At 64.4% G+C, this 17,520-nt stretch carries 19 protein-coding genes; 8 read left to right on the forward strand and 11 right to left on the reverse strand.

From position 1 onward, the window contains the following. Positions 1-4 precede the first annotated feature (4 nt). Together nirD and X771_RS159120 are read left to right on the forward strand one after the other, a co-directional pair. Positions 5-334: a nitrite reductase small subunit NirD gene (gene nirD / locus X771_RS159125; protein WP_023686954.1), complete on the forward strand. Its 330-nt coding sequence runs from the start codon at positions 5-7 to the stop codon at positions 332-334. 3 nt (positions 335-337) lie between these two features. Beyond that, positions 338-3,175 carry a nitrate reductase gene (locus X771_RS159120; RefSeq protein WP_023686955.1) on the forward strand — a complete coding sequence of 946 codons (2,838 nt, stop codon included), beginning with the start codon at positions 338-340 and terminating at the stop codon, positions 3,173-3,175. Positions 3,176-3,305: 130 nt separating this feature from the next. On the opposite strand, the gene X771_RS159115 is transcribed toward X771_RS159120, so the two are convergent. Genes X771_RS159115 through X771_RS159095 form a run of 5 tightly spaced genes read right to left on the reverse strand, consistent with a single transcriptional unit; the run spans position 3,306 to position 8,026 of the window. Continuing rightward, on the reverse strand, positions 3,306-4,601 hold the full coding sequence (locus X771_RS159115; RefSeq protein ID WP_023686956.1) for an FAD-dependent oxidoreductase: 1,296 nt from the start codon (positions 4,599-4,601) through the stop codon (positions 3,306-3,308). After that, the gene (locus tag X771_RS159110; RefSeq protein ID WP_023686957.1) at positions 4,598-5,581 is read right to left on the reverse strand and encodes a branched-chain amino acid ABC transporter permease; all 984 of its coding nucleotides are present in this window, start codon (positions 5,579-5,581) and stop codon (positions 4,598-4,600) included. Before X771_RS159110 ends, X771_RS159115 begins: the two co-directional genes overlap by 4 nt. Continuing rightward, positions 5,578-6,486, reverse strand: a complete 909-nt coding sequence (locus tag X771_RS159105; protein WP_023682690.1) for a branched-chain amino acid ABC transporter permease — start codon at positions 6,484-6,486, stop codon at positions 5,578-5,580. The genes X771_RS159110 and X771_RS159105 overlap by 4 nt, the downstream gene beginning before the upstream one ends. Then, positions 6,483-7,229, reverse strand: coding sequence for an ABC transporter ATP-binding protein (locus X771_RS159100; protein WP_023686958.1), 747 nt, complete (start codon positions 7,227-7,229; stop codon positions 6,483-6,485). The genes X771_RS159105 and X771_RS159100 overlap by 4 nt, the downstream gene beginning before the upstream one ends. Then, positions 7,226-8,026 carry an ABC transporter ATP-binding protein gene (locus X771_RS159095; RefSeq protein WP_023686959.1) on the reverse strand — a complete coding sequence of 267 codons (801 nt, stop codon included), beginning with the start codon at positions 8,024-8,026 and terminating at the stop codon, positions 7,226-7,228. The genes X771_RS159100 and X771_RS159095 overlap by 4 nt, the downstream gene beginning before the upstream one ends. 124 nt (positions 8,027-8,150) lie before the next feature. Here X771_RS159095 and X771_RS159090 point away from each other — a divergent pair, with 124 nt between their 5' ends. The 6 genes from X771_RS159090 to X771_RS159065 are packed head-to-tail and all read left to right on the forward strand — an operon-like array spanning position 8,151 to position 12,490. Continuing rightward, complete coding sequence (locus X771_RS159090; protein ID WP_023686960.1) at positions 8,151-8,873, forward strand: GntR family transcriptional regulator; 723 nt, start codon at positions 8,151-8,153, stop codon at positions 8,871-8,873. Between the two features lies 1 nt (position 8,874). Beyond that, positions 8,875-9,363: a DUF3830 family protein gene (locus tag X771_RS159085; RefSeq protein WP_023667857.1), complete on the forward strand. Its 489-nt coding sequence runs from the start codon at positions 8,875-8,877 to the stop codon at positions 9,361-9,363. Further along, the gene (locus X771_RS159080; RefSeq protein WP_023667858.1) at positions 9,364-9,717 is read left to right on the forward strand and encodes a TIGR04076 family protein; all 354 of its coding nucleotides are present in this window, start codon (positions 9,364-9,366) and stop codon (positions 9,715-9,717) included. Continuing rightward, positions 9,714-10,769, forward strand: a complete 1,056-nt coding sequence (locus X771_RS159075) for an aldo/keto reductase (RefSeq protein WP_023667859.1) — start codon at positions 9,714-9,716, stop codon at positions 10,767-10,769. Before X771_RS159080 ends, X771_RS159075 begins: the two co-directional genes overlap by 4 nt. Then, the gene (locus X771_RS159070) at positions 10,766-11,194 is read left to right on the forward strand and encodes a hypothetical protein (RefSeq protein WP_023667860.1); all 429 of its coding nucleotides are present in this window, start codon (positions 10,766-10,768) and stop codon (positions 11,192-11,194) included. The genes X771_RS159075 and X771_RS159070 overlap by 4 nt, the downstream gene beginning before the upstream one ends. Positions 11,195-11,230: 36 nt before the next feature. Then, positions 11,231-12,490 carry an ABC transporter substrate-binding protein gene (locus X771_RS159065; RefSeq protein WP_023667861.1) on the forward strand — a complete coding sequence of 420 codons (1,260 nt, stop codon included), beginning with the start codon at positions 11,231-11,233 and terminating at the stop codon, positions 12,488-12,490. An 81-nt stretch (positions 12,491-12,571) separates the two neighbouring features. Here X771_RS159065 and X771_RS159060 read toward each other — a convergent pair whose 3' ends face one another. Genes X771_RS159060 through X771_RS159035 form a run of 6 tightly spaced genes read right to left on the reverse strand, consistent with a single transcriptional unit; the run spans position 12,572 to position 17,397 of the window. Further along, entirely contained in the window at positions 12,572-13,594 is a 1,023-nt protein-coding gene (locus X771_RS159060; protein ID WP_023732245.1) for a LacI family DNA-binding transcriptional regulator, read from the reverse strand. Further along, positions 13,588-14,379, reverse strand: coding sequence for a transporter substrate-binding domain-containing protein (locus X771_RS159055; RefSeq protein WP_023682683.1), 792 nt, complete (start codon positions 14,377-14,379; stop codon positions 13,588-13,590). The genes X771_RS159060 and X771_RS159055 overlap by 7 nt, the downstream gene beginning before the upstream one ends. Before the next feature lie 10 nt (positions 14,380-14,389). Then, positions 14,390-15,316, reverse strand: a complete 927-nt coding sequence (locus X771_RS159050) for an isoaspartyl peptidase/L-asparaginase (protein WP_023686962.1) — start codon at positions 15,314-15,316, stop codon at positions 14,390-14,392. Positions 15,317-15,318: 2 nt separating this feature from the next. Next, positions 15,319-16,053, reverse strand: coding sequence for an amino acid ABC transporter ATP-binding protein (locus X771_RS159045; RefSeq protein ID WP_023682682.1), 735 nt, complete (start codon positions 16,051-16,053; stop codon positions 15,319-15,321). A 1-nt stretch (position 16,054) separates the two neighbouring features. Further along, complete coding sequence (locus tag X771_RS159040; RefSeq protein WP_023682681.1) at positions 16,055-16,726, reverse strand: amino acid ABC transporter permease; 672 nt, start codon at positions 16,724-16,726, stop codon at positions 16,055-16,057. Continuing rightward, positions 16,726-17,397 (reverse strand): amino acid ABC transporter permease, encoded by a 672-nt coding sequence (locus X771_RS159035; protein ID WP_023682680.1) that lies wholly within the window; start codon positions 17,395-17,397, stop codon positions 16,726-16,728. The genes X771_RS159040 and X771_RS159035 overlap by 1 nt, the downstream gene beginning before the upstream one ends. Positions 17,398-17,520 lie beyond the last annotated feature (123 nt).

The following is a 17,520-nucleotide window of genomic DNA, read 5'->3' on the forward strand; positions in this document are numbered from 1 at the left end:
CAAAATGGACTGGATATCGATCGGCTCACTCTCCGACATCCCGCGGCGTGGCGCGCGCTGCGTCGACACACCCGAGGGTAAGATCGCCGTCTTCCGCACGCAGGACGATCAGGTCTACGCCATCGACGATCATTGCCCGCACAGAGGTGGGCCGCTGAGCCAAGGCATCGTCCACGGCACCGCCGTCACCTGTCCCTTGCACAATTGGGTCATCTCGCTGGAGACGGGCAAGGCGCTCGGCGCCGACGAGGGCGCCGTGCGCACCATTCCTGTGCGGATCGAGGGCGAGCTCCTGTTCATTGCGCTGAAAGCGCTGGCCAGCCGCGCGGCCTGAAGCATGGAACTGGGCGAAGCGCGCGAGGTGAGGACCACCTGCCCCTATTGCGGGGTGGGTTGCGGCGTGCTGGCGAAAGTCGCCGCGAACGGTGAAGTCAGCGTCCGCGGCGACCCCGACCATCCAGCGAACTTCGGCCGGCTCTGCTCCAAGGGCTCGGCCCTGGCCGAAACCATCGACCTCGACGGCAGGCTGCTCTACCCCGAAGTCCACGGTCGCCGTGCCGGCTGGGACGAGGCGCTCGACCGCGTCGCTTCGACCTTTTCGCAAACCATCGCCGAGCACGGTCCTGACTCCGTCGCCTTCTATGTCTCCGGCCAGTTGCTGACCGAAGACTACTATGTCGCCAACAAGCTGATGAAGGGCTTCATCGGCTCGGCCAACATCGACACCAATTCGCGGCTATGCATGGCCTCCTCGGTTGCCGGCCACCGCCGCGCCTTCGGCTCCGACACCGTGCCCGGCACCTACGAGGATCTCGAGCTCGCCGACCTGATCGTGCTGGTCGGCTCCAATCTCGCCTGGTGCCATCCCGTGCTCTTCCAGCGCATCGCGGCGGCCCGGGAAAAACGACCGGAGATGAAGGTCGTGCTGGTCGACCCGCGCCGCACCATGACCGCTGATATCGCCGACATTCACCTGGCGATCGCGCCGGATGGCGACGTTGCTTTGTTCACCGGCCTGCTCGCCTGGCTCGGCCGGCACAACGCACTCGACCGTGGCTATGTGACCGCACACACGACCGGCTTCGGCCAAGCTCTCTTCGCCGCATCGGCGCTCGACCTTGCCGGCATCGCCGCCGCCACCGGCCTGAGCGAGGACGAGCTCACCCGCTTCTACAACCTGTTCGCCGCGACTGCGAAAACCGTCACGGTCTACAGCCAGGGAGTGAACCAGTCGTCTTCGGGCACCGACAAGGTCAACGCCATCATCAACTGCCATCTCGCCACCGGCCGCATCGGCAAACCTGGGGCAGGGCCGTTTTCAGTGACCGGCCAGCCCAACGCCATGGGCGGCCGCGAGGTCGGCGGCATGGCCAATATGCTGGCCGCCCATATGGAGATCGAAAACCCCGAGCACCGCGACCGCGTGCAGCGTTTCTGGAATGCGCCGGCCGTCGCCCAAAAGCCCGGTCTGAAGGCGGTCGAGATGTTTCAGGCGGTGGCCGACGGGCGCATCAAGGCGCTGTGGATCATGGCCACCAACCCGGTCGATTCGATGCCGGATGCCGATGCCGTCGAGGCAGCGATCAAGGCCTGCCCGTTTGTCGCGGTTTCGGATGTGCTGGCGAGCACGGACACCGTGCGCCACGGCCATGTGCGGCTGCCCGCCGCCGCATGGGGCGAGAAGGACGGCACCGTGACCAATTCAGAGCGCCGCATCTCGCGCCAGCGCAGCTTTCTTGCGGTGCCTGGCGAGGCGCGGCCGGATTGGCAGATCATTGCCGAGGTGGGCAAGCGGATGGGGTTTGGCGAGGCGTTTGCGCATGTGACGCCGGCGGAGGTTTTCGCCGAACACGCCGCGCTGTCGGGTTTCGAGAATGACGGCGCGCGGGATTTCGATATCGGCGCTTATGGTGCGATCGATGCCGACGCCTATGAAGAATTGGCTCCGTTCCAGTGGCCGGCGCCGAGCACAGCCACCCCCCTCTGGCCTGCCGGCCATCTCCCCCGCAAGGGGGGAGATCAGCCGTCGCCTCGGCCTTCGCCAATTACCAACGATGCAGAAGATATGCCGGCGTCAAAGCTGCCAATCTCCCCCCTTGCGGGGGAGATGTCCGGCAGGACAGAGGGGGGTGTTCAAGCGGGACTTGACCCTTCCAGCACCCGCTTCTTCGCCAACGGCAATTTCTACAATCCCGACCGCAAGGCCCGCTTCATCGCCATTCGTCCCATCGTCGAGACACGCACCAGCCCGGACTATCCGCTGATCCTCAACACCGGCCGTGTTCGCGACCATTGGCACACGATGACCCGCACTGGGAAAAGCCCACGTCTCTCCCAGCACATGGCCGAGCCCTTCGTCGAGATCCACCCCGCGGATGCCACGCATCACGGCATTGGCGACGCCGACATCGTGCGCGTCTCCAGCCCGCGCGGCGATGTGCTGGTGCGCGCGCTGGTGACGGCACGCCAGCGCCAGGGCAGCGTGTTTGCGCCGATGCACTGGACTGACCAGTTTTCGGCAAAAGGCCGGCTCGACACGCTGACCGCGCCTCTGACCGATCCGGTTTCCGGTCAGCCTGCGCTGAAACATGTCGGCGCCCGCATCGAGAAGTTCGCCGCGAGAGCCTTCGGCTTCGCCGTGGTGCGCCGCAAGCCGGTGGCGGTCGCAGCAGATTACTGGGCCGTGGCCAAATGCAAGGGCGGCTGGCGGGTGGAGCTTGCCTTTGCTGACGACGACATCGACTGGGCTGGTTTTGCTGGTTCGCTTTTCGATGTTCCCGTAGCCGATACGCTCGCTTATCACGACCGCGATACCGGCCAGCATCGTATTGCTGCCTTCGACGACCAGCACCTCGCCGGGGCTTTGTTTATCGCGTCGGGACCGGTGGCGGTTTCGCGGGGTTGGGCGGCACAGCAACTCCAGGAGGTTCACACCAGCCAACGCGAACGCTTCAGGATCGTCGCCGGTCGCGCCGGCGCCGATCGGCCCGATGCGGGCGCGACCGTCTGCTCCTGTTTCAGCGTCGGGGTCAACCAGATCGCGGCGGCAGTGGCAGCCGGGTGCGCGACAGTCGAAGCCATAGGCGGCGCCCTGAAGGCCGGCACCAATTGCGGCTCCTGCCGGTCCGAGATCCGGGCGGTCATCCAGGCCAATCGGGTTCAGGCTGCGGAGTAGATGCGGCTGGATGGGGAGGGGATCTGACTATATCCTCTTGGGCCACCACGGTCATCGATTGCGGAAGGTGTGGCGGTCCTTTTCGGGTCGCTGTGAGCGCGCCGGCAGGAGGATCACCTGGCTTGGCTGTCTAATCCAGCCGGTCGCGCAGGATGCTCCAGGGGAGCAGCATATTCGGTGCATAGCGCACGAGGTTGTGCAGCGGGATCGGCGCTGGCGGTGCGAAGGGGAGCGGCAGAAATCGGGCGTCCGTTCCGCTCGCCCAGTCCGCCAGCACTTTGCCCATTGCCGTGGTCATGGCGATGCCGCGACCGTTGCAGGCGAAGCCGGCGATCAGGCCCGGGCCGAGGTCGATGAGACGCGGCAGGAAATCCGGCACCACCGCCGCCACGCCTGTCCAGCTGTAGGCAAGCGGCGGCAGGTCGGGCAAATCGAGATGCCTGGCGAGCCGTCGCCAAATCGTTTGCGGCATGCGCGTCTCAGCGCCGGCTCCGACGACATGCATGCCGCCGCTGATCAGCCGGTTCTGGCCATCGAAGCGGCACGTGAACAGGTTGCGCCTGGTGTCGCCAACGCCCTGGCCGCCGGGCAGCAGGCGCGCGCGTATGGCCCGCGACAGCGGCGCAGTGGCGATCTGGAAGACTTTCAGCGGGATATAGGTCCGCGCCAGTGTCCGGTTCAGTGCCCCGCCATAGGCGTTGGTGGCGATCACCACCTTGCCCGCACGCACGGCGCCGGATGCGGTCGTCAAGGTCCAGCCATCCGCAGCGCGGTCGATGGAAGCGACGCGCGTCTGCTCGAAGATCCGCGCGCCGGCTTTTTCGGCGGCATCGGCCAGGCCGCGCGCATACTCGACCGGATTGAGGACGCCGCCCGAGTTATCCATCCAACCGCCGGCGTAGCCGCCGATACCGGTGAGCGTCGTGACCGCCTTGGCATCGAGCGTTACGGTCGGCCTGCCCCGCGCCGCCCATTGCTCGGCGCGCGATCGCGTCTTTTCCAGCGCGGCGGACGAATGCGCCGGCTGGATCCAACCATTCTGCACAGCGTCGCATTCGATGCCATGCCGCTTGATCAGGCCGAAGACCAGGTCAGCGCTTCCCGCGGCGAAATCGATCAGCCTCCCGCCGCGCTCGGGTCCGAGTTCGGTGATGATGTCGTCTGGATCCCGCTTGGCAAAGTTCGGAACGACGAAGCCGGCATTCCGGCCGGTCGCACCACAGGCAATGAATTCGGCTTCGAGGACCGCGACCGAAAGCCCCTTCTCGGCGGCATGCAATGCCGTCGACAGGCCGGAAAAGCCGCCGCCAACGATTGCGAGATCGACGTCGAGCCCGCCTTGCAGCGTGCCCCGGTCGCGGCGGTTGCGGCTGACGGCATGCCAGAGTGAAACGCCATGCACGTCTTGCCGGATCATGGCATTCATGGTCCGGCCTCGTTCTCGCTGGCCGCCGCCTTTGTCTGTTTGCCGGGCTTCGGCCGGCGCGGCCGGTCGCCGAACAATCCGTTCGGCCGGATCAGCAGGATGACGCAGAGCATGACGCCGATGGCGACGATCTGCAGCGAGGCCGCGCGTGCTTGCTGCTCGGGCGCAAACAGCACGCTGGTCAGCGTGCCCGACCCCGCCCATATCGCCCAGACCAGGATGCTGCCGGCAATGGCGCCGGCATTGCTGCCCGAGCCGCCGACGATCAGCATCACCCAGACCTGGAAGGTCAGGATCGGCAGATAGTTATCGGGCGCGATGAAGCCGGTGAAATGCGCCTGCAAAGCGCCGGCCAGCGCCATGATGGCGCCGCCGACGGCAAAGGCCTGGACGCGGTAGAAGCGCGCGCTCTTGCCCAGCGAAATCGCCGCTCGCTCGTCCTCGCGCAGCGCCTTGAGCACGCGGCCCCAGGGGCTGCGCGACAGGTGCTCCAGAGCGAGATAGGCGATCAGCGTCACAGCCGAAACGACGGCGAGGTTCGACACGTTGAACAACAGCGGCGTTTCGGCAAGGCCGCCGAACGGGCGCGGGATGAAACCGATGCCGAACGGGCCGCCCGTGAGTTTTTGCGCGTTGAGCGCGACCAGCTGCACGACGACGGCGACGCCGAAGGTGGTGATCGCCAGGTAGTCTGATCGCAGACGCAGCGTGGCCATGCCGGTAATTGCTGCGGCGATACCGCCGACGATCATGGCGCCCGCCCAGCCGGCCAGGATCGGCAGACCGAAGCCGCCGAAGCGCGCGGCATCGTCCGGGGTCGTGAGCAGCGCCGATGTATAGGCGCCGATGGCGACGAAACCGGCAAGACCGACATTGAAAAGGCCAGTCAGCCCCCACTGCAGATTGAGCCCCAGTGTGACCAGCGAAAAGATCAGTGCGGTGGTCAGGAAGAAGGCGCCGTAGCCGAGCAGGTCCATCAGCGTTCCCTCACACCAAACAGGCCGATCGGCCGCACGAACAGCACCGCCATCAGGATGATGAAGGAGATTGCGGCGCGCCATTCGGCGCCGATCAGCTGCACCGCACCGGCTTCGGCAAGGCCAATGATCAGGCCGCCGAGCACGGCGCCCGGTATGCTGCCGATGCCGCCCAGGATGGCGGCGGCGAACATCGGTAGCAGCATGTCGAAGCCCATGAACGGGCGGATCTGCACCAGAATGCCGATCATCACGCCGGCCACACAGGCCAGCGCCCCGCCGATGATCCAGGTGACGCGCACCACGGAGGCAACATCGATGCCGACGATGCGGGCCAGGGCCGCATTCTGGCTCAGCGCCTGCATGGAGCGGCCGGTCTGCGTGCGTGTCATCAACAGATGCACGCCGAGCACCAGCACTGCGGTCAGCAGCAGCAGCGCGATCTGATCGGGCGTGATGCGGATGCCGAAGCCGACCGGCATGGCGATCTGGATCGCCCGGCTGAAATAGGTCGGGCGTGAGCTGAAGGTGAATTCGAGCAGGCTGCGCAGCGCCATCGAGGCGCCGAAGCTCGCCATCACCACGATGATGGCTTGCCCCTGCGAGCGCAGCCGCGAAAACAGCACCTTGTCGAGCAACAGCGCCAGCAGGGCGGTGAAAGTCATGCCGACAACCAGCGCAACCAGCAGCGACCAGCCGAAGGACAGCGGTCCAATGGGCTCCACCTTGCCGAACATCGCGCCGATGGTGCTGACGACGGCGAGCGTCGCATAGGTGCCCCAGGCCATGAAGTCGCCATGGGAGAAGTTCGAGAAGCGCAGGATCGAATAGGTGAGCGTCACGCCAATGGCGCCGAGGCCGATCATCGAACCGGTCAGCAACCCATCGACGACAAATTGCAGGCTCATGCCGCGCCTCCCTTGCCGGCGTGAGGGCGTTGGCCGAGATAGAGTTCGGCGACGACAGGATCGTTCCACAATTCGGACGCCACACCCTCGTGCCGGTCCTTGCCTTCGACCAGCACATAGGCGCGGTCGCCGATGGCCAGCGCTGCCTTGGCGTTCTGTTCGACCAGCAGGATGGTGACGCCGGACCTGCGGATGCCGGCCAGCATCTCGAACACCATCGATACGAATTTCGGCGAGAGGCCGGCCGATGGCTCGTCGAGCAGCAGCACCTTGGGATGGACGATCAGCGCACGTGCGACGGCGAGCATCTGCCGCTGTCCGCCCGACAGATTGCCGGCGGCGGTGCGGCGCTGGCGGACGAGGTCGGGGAAGGCCGCATACATTTCCTCGATGCGGGCAGGGATTTCGCGTCGCTCGAGGATGCCGCAGGCGACCTTCAGATTGTCCTCGACCGACATCAGCGGGAAGATGTTCTCCGTCTGCGGTACGAAGGCCAGGCCGAGCCGAACCATGGTGTGCGCGGGAGCGGCGGTGATGTCCTTGCCGTCCAGAAATACGGTGCCGCCGGTGATCGGGACAAGGCCGGCGATCGCCTTGATGAAGCTCGACTTGCCGGCGCCGTTGGGGCCGAGCACGACGACGATCTCCCCCTTGCCGACGGTGATCGAGGCGCCGCGCACAATCGGCACGCCGGGCTCATAGCCGGCCTCGAGATTGCGGACGTTGAGGACAGTTTCGCTCATGCCGCACCTCCGAGATAGGCCTCGATGACGCGCGGGTCGCGGGCGACCTCTTCCGCCGTGCCTTCGCTGAGCAACTGGCCGCTCGCCATGACGAGGACGCGATGGCAGAGCCGCGTCACCATGTCGATATTGTGCTCGATCAGCAGAAAGGTGATGCCGTGCGCGTTGATGTCGCGGATGCGGTCGATGATGATCTCGAGCAGCGTCGCGTTGACGCCGGCGGCCGGTTCGTCGAGCAGGATGATCGCCGGATCGGCCATCATGACGCGGGCGAGTTCGAGCAGCTTGCGTTGACCGCCGGAAAGCACGCGCGCCGGTTCGTGCGCCAGCCGAGCGAGCGAGACGAGCTCGAGCAGCTCGAGTGCCTTTGCCCTGGCTGCTCTTTCCTGTGCCGCCACTCGCCACGGCGTGACGAAGTTGGCGAGCAATTTTTCGCCGGCTTGGCCCTGCGCCGCCAGCATGATGTTTTCGATCAGCGTCAGATTGGGCAGGGGGCGCGGGATCTGGAAGGTGCGGCCAAGACCACGGCCGATACGCAGATGAGCGGCTTCGCCGGAGACGCGCGTGCCATTGAGCAGGATATCGCCGCTGGTTGGCAATATGCTGCCCGCCAACAGATCGAACATCGTCGTCTTGCCGGCGCCATTCGGCCCGATCAGGCCGAGGATTTCGCCCGCTTTGACATCAAACGAGACATCGTTGACGGCGACAAGGCCGCCAAAACGCCTGACGACGTTTCGTGCCGTCAGAACTGGCGCACGGGTCTCCTGCCGTTGGCGCTCCGCTGCATCGCTCATCAAACCCTCTGGCCGAAGACGATCGTTGTCGCCTCCTGATTTTTGATTTGTGATCACACTTGCTTTGATCACGCTATTCGGCTTTAATTTCATTCGCAAGCCGAAAACGGGGCAAATGCCGGTAATGCAGAAGGCTGCCATCGAAAAGAACAACGAGACGATCGCAGCCCAGCTTACGCCGGTCGGCCGCGAGACGGTGCAGGATCGCGTCTATTCCGAGTTGCGCCGTGCTCTGATCGGTGGCCTTTTCGAGCCAAACCAGGTGCTGACCATCCGTGGTCTTGCCGATGCGCTGGTCACCTCGACCATGCCGGTACGCGAAGCGCTCGGCCGGCTGATCACGGAAAAGGCGCTGGAGGCGCTGCCCAACCGTTCCGTGCGCGTGCCGCCGATCACGCTGGAGCGCATCGACGACCTCCTGCGTGCCCGCTCCCTCATCGAAGGCGAAGCGATAGCGCTTGCCGCCAGGCGCATGAGCCCGCGCCAGATCGCATCGATCGAAGCCATGCTGGGCGAGTGGGACGAGATGCGGGCCCTGAAGCACAAGAAGGATATCGATCGCGAAGCGACGCTCAACCAGAGCTTCCATTTTGAGATCTACCGCTGCTGCGGCTCGGCTGTGCTGATCCCGATGATCGAAAGCCTCTGGCTTCAATCGGGTCCCTGCATCCGCGTCGCCATCTATGCCTTCTCCGAGGCAGGCGAGGTTGATACCGCCCACTATCATCGTCGAATTGTCGCGGCACTTGCCAAACAGGATGCGCAAGCGGCGCGCGAGGCGCTGGTAGCCGACATCAGCCGCCCCTTCGCCTTCCTGCGCGACAAACTTCAATCGGCGAAGGACTGACATGCCCAAGCCCGCCATCGGCATCACAGAACCACGCTCGAAGCTTTCCGTGACGGCGCTGCTATTGCCCGAAAAGGCGCCGGAGAATGCCGCCTTCCTGCTGGCGTATCTGGCGCAGCCACGCATCATCCCAGGCATCCATGCGATGTGGACAGGACCGGAAATCTCGTGCCCGGTTCCGTCAGCCGATCTCCACGGCCAGGCCTATGCCCAGTCTTTGCCACCGGAGAATGCAACGCTGACGCCGCAGCCCGGCGATATCGTGCTGTCCTATGTGCCGCCACGCGTGTGGGGCGGCAATCCCAATGCCATCTTCGATATCGGCCTGTACTACGGGCAGGGGGCGCGGCTGCTGTTCCCGATCGGCTGGCTGGCCGGCAGCGTGGTCGCGCAAGTGCTTGCCGGAGAGCGCGATCAGTTTGCCGCCGCCTGCGGCGTCATCCGCCGCAACGGCGCCTGTGACATCACCTTCAGCCTGGTGGAGGCCTGAATGGCCGACGACAGTTTCGAACTCTTCGATCTGCGCGTCGAAGCGGTCATCCCCGAGGGCAAGCCGGTCTATTGCGGCGCCAGGGCCGGCGACTATTTCGAACTCAAGGGCGAAATGCTCTCGCTGCCGGCAGGGCAGGGTTTTTCGATCTATTCGATCTCGGCCGTGTTGCCGCTCCTGGCGGCAAAGCAGCGCCCGACGCATGCAAATGACTGGATGACCTCGGATGCCGAGATCGCCTGTCCCGATCCCAATTGCGCCAGCCGGCTCCGCATCGTCAGGCTTGCCAAGCGGCGGTTCAGCCATGCCGAAACCACGGCCGTGCCGCTGCCGAAGGAGACCGACAAGGGATGACCGCCAGGACCATCGAACTCAGCCCCGGCTATGGGATCTCGCGAGTCATCCGCGGTGGCTGGCAGCTGGCCGGCGGGCATGGCGCCGTCGACCGCAGCCAGGCGGTGACCGACCTCATCGCCACTTTCGATGCCGGCATCTGGACCTATGACTGCGCCGACATCTACACCGGCGTCGAGGAACTGATCGGCGCCGCGCGCCTGCGGCTGGCCGGCGAGCGCGGTCTCGATGTCGCGGCCAGGATGAAGGTGCACACCAAGCTGGTGCCGGACCTCGAACGACTGGCAGGCATCAGCCGCGACTACATCAGGGGCATCGTCGATCAGTCGCTTCGCAGGCTCAAGACCGAGCGGATCGACCTCGTGCAGTTTCACTGGTGGGATTATGACCAGCCTCGTTACGTCGAGGCGATGGGTTGGCTCGACGAGCTTCGGCTGGAAGGCAAGGTGCGCAATCTCGGCACCACCAATTTCGATACGCCGAGGCTAGCCGAAATCCTCTCCGCGGGCATCCCGCTGGTCAGCCAGCAACTGCAATATTCAGTGCTCGACCAGCGGCCGGCAAACAGCCTTGCGGGCCTTGCCGCTAAGAACGGTGTCCGCTTCCTCTGCTACGGCTCGGTGGCGGGCGGCTTCCTCAGCGACAAATGGCTTGGCGTGGCCGAGCCCTCCACGCCGCTCGAAAACCGCTCGCTGGTCAAATACAAGCTGATCATCGACGACTTCGGCGGCTGGGAGCTGTTCCAGTCCCTGCTCAAGGCGCTGAAAGCGGTCGGCGATCGCCACGGCGTCGACATTGCCACCATCGCCTCGGCATGGGTGCTCGAGCAGCCGCAGGTCGCGGCCGTCATTGTGGGTGCGCGCAACCAGGCACATGCGCTGGCCAATACGAAAATCATGGACGTCGCGCTCGACGCCGACGATCGCGCGCGGATTGCTGCCGCCATCGCACAAGGCACCGGCCTCGCGGGCGATGTCTACGCGCTGGAGCGCGACCGTCATGGCCGCCACGGCTCGATCATGCATTACAACCTCAATGCGGGGAAGAAATGAGCGGAGAGCCTTCCCTTTTTTCGCGTGCCAGCGCTGAAATCATCGACCTGCATCGCTTCTTCGTCGACTGGTTTGTCGCCGCGCGAGCCGACGCTGTGGAGTTCGGCCGCTTCGAGGCTGTCATGGGCGAAGGCCTCACCATGGTGGCGCCGAATGGCCAGATCCTCGATCGCGACGCGGTCGTAGATCATGTCCGGACAAGCCGCGCCACTTGCGACGACGGTTTTGCCATATCGATCGAGGACATCAGGCCGGGTTGGCAGGACGCGGACACGATCGTCATCTTCTACATCGAGGCGCAACTGCGCGCCGGCAAACACAGTCGCCGGCAGTCCAGTGCGGTCTTCACCACCAGTTCATCGGCACCAAACGGCGTCGAATGGCGGCATCTGCATGAGACCTGGCTGCAGGCGCCGGAAGGCTGAACAGGCAAAAGTTCAAACAAGAAAAGGGGAACGGCAATGAAGAAGACGATACTTCAAATCACCACAGCACTGGCTCTCGTGACGATGGCCGGCGCCGCACACGCAGCGGACTGCAAGATCACCGTCGGCCTGGTCATGGAGCTCACCGGTCCGGCCGGCGAATACGGCCAGGCCGGCGCGAAGTCCGTCGAAATGGCCTTCCGCGACATCAATGAAGCCGGTGGCGTACGCGGCTGCGATCTCGCAACCGACACGCGCGACAGCCAGAGCCAGGGCAATATCGCGGTCGATGCCGCGACCCAGCTGGTACAGGTCAAGAAGGTGCCGGTGATCATCGGCGGCATCATCTCCTCGGTGTCGATCCCGATTTTGACCTCGGTCACCGGGCCGGCCAAGATCGTGCAGGTGTCGCCGGCTTCGTCCTCGCCGACGCTGACCGCCCTTGGCCGCGACGGCAAGACCAACGGCATCTTCTTCCGCACCATCACGTCGGATGCGCTGCAAGGCGTGGCCGCCGCCAAATACGCCATCGACAAGGGCTTCAAGAAACTGTCGATCATCCATGTCAACAACGACTTCGGCGTCAACATGGTGGCCGAATTCTCGCGTGCCTACAAAGCGCTCGGCGGCACCATCGTCTCCGACACGCCCTATAATGAAAAGCAGTCGAGCTATGCTTCGGAAGTGACGGCGGCGATGGGAGGCGAGCCGGACGGACTCTACCTCGTCAGCACGCCGGTCGACGGCGCAACGGTCGCCCGCACCTGGATATCGCAGGGCGGCGTGCAGAAATTCCTGCTCAATGACGGCATGAACAGCCCGGACTTCATCGAATCCGTCGGCGCCGATTATCTGAAGGATGCCTATGGTACCTCTTCCGGCACCAGCCCGACGGCATCCACCGACTATTTCCTGAAAAACTACAAGGAGTTTTCGGGCATCGAACCGTCGAACCCGGCAGCCGACCGTTCCTATGATGCCGGCGCCATTGTCGGTCTCGCCATTGCCATTGCCGGCTCCGAGGATCCAGCCAAGATCAAGGATGCCATGTACAAGGCGGTCGATCCTGCCGGCACACCGATCTATGCCGGCAAGGACGAGTTCGCCAAGGCGCTCGGCCTGATCAAGGACGGCAGGCCGATCCGCTATGAAGGCGTCATCGGTCCGGTCAGCTTCGACAAATATGGCGACATCACCGGTCCGTTCCGGCTGTGGAAGATCGTCGACGGCAAGGTGACGACCGACGGTGAAATGACAACCGACGACGTCAACGCGCTGCAGGCGAAATTGCAGTAGGCGCCGGTACATTGTCCGGCGCGATCTCCGTTCGAGCTCTGGGAGATCGACGCCGGACAAGCAGTCCAACATCGGCGCTAGTTACGCGGTCAAGCGCGAAATCAGCCGGGTCAATATAACGACAGGCGGCTGGCCGGGCATGAAGACCTGCGGATTGGAGAGGGCGCCGACGATATGACCCACATAGTCTGATTTGTCGTAGCCGATTGACGATATCGGGTAGGCGTCGAAATTGGTCAGGGACACATTGTCGAAGCCATAGAGGCGGAAGCGGCTGGGCCGGTTGTCGGGGAAATCCGCCCGGCAGACATCCAGAACACCCATGGCCATCGCGTCGGACGTACAAAAGACCGCATCGGGACAGCCGCGTCCCGTCAGGCCGGCGGCTGCCGCATAGCCCGACTCGTAGGAATAGTCTCCCTGGACCGTCTGCAGCAGTTCAATTCCATGATGCCGGAACGCTTCGAGGTAGTGGCCGATGCGCAGCTGTTCGACCCGCGAGGACGAACGGCCGGTCAGCAGGCTGGCCGTGCGCGCGCGCTTGGCCGCCGCATCCGCCACGGCCTCGGCGATGCCGACGCCTTCATCGGGAATGACGGTGGGTGACAGATCGTCATGCAGTCCGTTCAGCATGATGACCAGGTCCGAGCGAAACATGCGCCGCACCGTCGCTGCATCGGCAAAGTCGGAGAACACCACGGCGGCATCGACATGATAGGCAACGCCGTTGCGCAGAAAATCCTCGACCCCTTCCGCCGAGCCGATGCGGATGAGGATGACCTGCTTGCCGATCGACTGGATTGCGTCGAGCAGACGGTCGAACAGGTCGAGATCTGAAAGGTCGTGAATGTGGTTGACCACGACGGCAACCAGATTGACGGTCTTGGTGGTCAGGCTTTGCGCCAGGAGATTGGGTTTGTAGCCGAGCTGCGCGGCGGCCTGCACGACACGTTCGCGTTTGTCCGCCGAGACCGGTCGCGGTCCGCTCGACAGCGCACGGCTCGCCGCGGCACGCGACACGCCTGCCAGCCGCGCGACATCGGCGATCGTTGCGACGGCGCCTCGAGTGTGCGCCGATCGGTTGCCGGTAGTGGGTGTCACCACAGCGGGTTGAGCGCCGGCGGGTTGGAGCCCGGCCCCCACCACTTCTTGTAGGTCGCCTCGTAGGTGCCCGACTGGATGAAGTCGGACACGAACATGTCGAGCCAGCGGACGAATTCGGGATCGCCCTTGGCGACCGCGATGCCGATCGGATCGTTGGAATAGAGGCCAGGCAGCGTCACCAGGCTCGGTGTCTTGGTTGCGAGGTAATCGAGCAGTGAGGAATCCTCGATCGCCGCATCGACGCGCTTCTGTTGCAGCTGCAGAACCCCGTCGGGCGCGAACTGGTCGACATAAACGAGCTCTGCGTCCGGCACGGCTGCCTTGAGGAAGGTTTCGCCCGTGGTGCCGCGGCCGACGACAACCTTCTTGCCGGCGAGCCCCTTGAGGTCGGTTATCCCGGCATCCTTCTGGACGATGACGCGCAGCCCGGCCCGGTTGTAGGGGATGGTGAAGTTGACGGTCTTGGCCCGCTCGAGCGTTGCCGAGGTGTTTGCGACCGCGACATCGATCTGTCCCGACACCAGCATGGAAATACGCGCATCGCCCGAGACGTCGACGAACTCGACCGGCACGCCGAGCTTTTGCGCCAGCAGCGTCGCGACATCGACATCGTAGCCGACAGGGTTGTTTTGTGCATCCCGAAAGCCGATCGGCTCGCCGCCGAGCGATACGCCGATGCGAATGGTGCCGCGTGAGCGGATGTCGTCAATCATGCCGGCAAGGGCTGGAAATGCCGAACCGGCCACGATGGCCAGCGCGGCGAAGGCACGCACTACGGTTTTCATGGTTCCCTCCTTATTTTCTAGTGACGCGTTTTGCTGCCCGCAATTCGGGTGCGGGCATGGAATCCTTCCAGAGCCAGTAGCGGACCTCGCCCTCGCATCTGAAATTCACCACCTCGTGGTTCTGCTCGGCGTCGACGGCGTGGATGACCACTCCGGCCAGGAAGCCGGTGTCGAGTTCAGCCAGTTCCTCGACCGCCAGCGCGACCGCATCCGACAGGGATCGGCCAAGCTTCATGGCCAGCACGACGGTCCGTGCGGTGGCGCAGCGCATCGTCATCTCGCCGGTATGGGTGCACGCCGCCGCGCCATAGCGGCTGTCGGCGTAAAAGCCTGCGCCGGGAATGGGAGAATCGCCGAGCCGGCCCGGATATTTCCACGCCCAGCCCGAGGTCGAACTCGCGGCATGGACGCCGCGCCGCGCATCCGCCGACAGGAAGACGGTGGTGTCGCGGACCCGCTCGGGATCGGTGATAGTACGGCTGAGCGGCGCCAGATCGATATCGGGGAATTTCGCCAGCTGTTGCGGTGTGAGTTCCTGTTGCAGCCGCTCCCACCAGACGCGCTTGCTGTCCTCGAACAAGACTTCGTCTTCGGCAAAACCGATTTCGCTGGCAAAGCGCCGCGCCCCTTCGCCGGTCAGCATCACATGCGGCAGGCGCTTCATCACCTGCTGGGCCAGGGCAGCGACCGCCAAGGTCCTTGGCACAGCGCCGACTGAACCGACCTCTCTTGTATTGCCATCCATGACGCCGGCGTCGAACTCCATCTTGCCCAGCATGTTCGGCCAGCCGCCATAGCCGACGCTGCGAACCTTGACCTCTTTCTCCACCATGCCGATGCCGGCAACCATCGCGTCCAGGCTGACGGCGCCATCGCGCAGCATTTGCACCGAGGTCTCGAATCCCGGCCATGCTTCGTTGTTGGCTAACAGCAGCATTCCTAGTCCTTGCGCATCCTGGAGAGAAACTGCGCAACCCGCGGCTGCGCCCGGCCGCCGTCCGCGGCGAAGAAACGATCCGTCGGCAGATCGACCACCAGCCTGCCCTTGTCGAGGAAGACGATGCGGTTGGAAATCTCGCGCGCGAATTCGATCTCGTGGGTGACGAACAGCATGGTCGTGCCTTGCGCGGCGAGATTAGCCAGGATGGCCAGCACCTCGGCCGTCATTTCCGGGTCGAGCGCACTGGTCACTTCATCGAGCAGCAGATAGCGCGGCTGCATGGCGAGCGCCCGGCAGATGCCGACACGCTGGCGCTGCCCGCCCGACAACTGCGCCGGGTAGGCGTTGGCCCGATCGGCAAGGCCGACGGACTCGAGCAGCTTGCGCGCCAGCGCCTCGGCCTCAGGGCGCGGCATCTTCAGCACCTCGATCGGGGCGAGCGTAATGTTCTGAAGCGCGCTCATATGCGGATAGAGGTTGAACAGCTGGAAAACGGTGCCTGAGCGCTTGCGCGCCTCGGCCAGCTCCTTCGGCTTGCTGACATCGAAATCGTCGACCGTGATGCGGCCCGACTTCAGCTTTTCGAGGCCGTTGATGCAACGGATCAATGTCGACTTGCCGGACCCTGACGACCCGAGGATCGAGACCACTTCGCCGGGCGCGATCGTCAGGTCGACGCCGTCCAGCACAGTGACCTCGCCGAACGCTTTGTGCACGTTTTCGATCTTGAGCATGTTAAAGCCCCCGCCAGGCGCTGTGCGCCCGCAGGCGGTTTTCAAGACGCTCGCCAAGCAGGGCGACCAGCTTTGCCGCGCCATAGTAGAGCAGTCCGACGACGGTCCAGACCACGAACGGCTTCAAGGTCCGCATGTTGAGGATGTGGCCGATCTTGGTCAGGTCGACGACGCCGATGACAGAAATCAGCGACGTCACCTGAAGCTGGTTGACCAGCAGCGCGACGAGCGGGCCGACCGCGAAGGCGGCAGCCTGGGGCGAAACGATATGGCGCAGGACCTGCCACCGGGTCAGGCCGAAGACACGCGCGGCCTCGACCTGCTCGCGTTCGATCGACTCGACCGCCGAGACCGCGATGACATAGACGAATGCCGCGGTGTTCGCCGACAGAGTGATGGTCGCTGCGGTGACCGGCGTCACCCTTATATGCAGCAGCGCCGGCAGGCCGAAGAACACCAGGAACAGCTGCACCAGCACCGGCGAGTTCTTCAACAGCTCCGACAGGAAGGTGACGATCTGGGCCAGAACCGGCACACGGTAGAACCGCACCAGCGCCCAGCTCAGGCCAATCAGCAGTCCGATCAGCGACGTGATGAGAAACAGCGCGACGTTGGTGCCGAGACCTTGCGCCAGCAGGATCAGGTCGTAGGAGGTGAAGTCGCTGAACCGCATCAGTCGACCGCCTCCATCATGTCCCGATTGAGATGGCGGTGGAGCAGGGTGACGCCCAGCGAGACCAGATAGGTCAGGGCCGCATAGGCACAGAGCAGCACCATATAGACCTCGAAGGGCCGATAGGTCTGCGAGACCACGATCTGGGCTGAGCCGGTGAGCTCGTTGAGCGTGATGGTCGAGAGGATCGAGGACGTAAGGATCATGTTGATGAGCACGGATCCGAGCGGTCGCACGGAGGTGCGCAGCGCAATCGGCAGCACGATGCGGGTGAAGATCTTGCGCCTGGACAGGCCGCTCACTTCAGCGGCGTCGATGATGCCCTGGTCGATGGCGAGGATGCCGGCGCGAATGATGTCGGAGGCATAGGCGCCGCCGGCAATCGAAAGCGCCACGACGCCGGTGGTGAAGGCATCGATGTAAATGCCGAGCTCGGGCAGGCCGTAATAGAAGAAGAACAGCTGGACGATGAACGGCACATTGCGGAAGAGATCGACATAGACGAAGGCGATCCGTCGAAGCAGTGCCGAGGCGGAGGTGCGTGCGATCGCCACCAACGCGCCCATGAAGACGCTTCCTACCAGCGACAGCGCGCAAGCCGCGGCCGTGAGTTCGGCGCCGCGCGCCAGAAAACCCAGATGCGGGAGCAGAGTGGACAGATCGAAATGCACCGGCGGTCCCCAGTGAAACCGGTTTCACTCTTTTGGCTTTCGCCTCGTCTGTCAAGATGCAGGGTCTGGTTGCCGGCCTGTGGATTGCATTCGTTGCGATGATTCCGGTTCGCCTCATGCGCG

Origin of the sequence: Mesorhizobium sp. LSJC269B00 (assembly GCF_000502815.1) — a bacterium.
Lineage (GTDB): Bacteria > Pseudomonadota > Alphaproteobacteria > Rhizobiales > Rhizobiaceae > Mesorhizobium.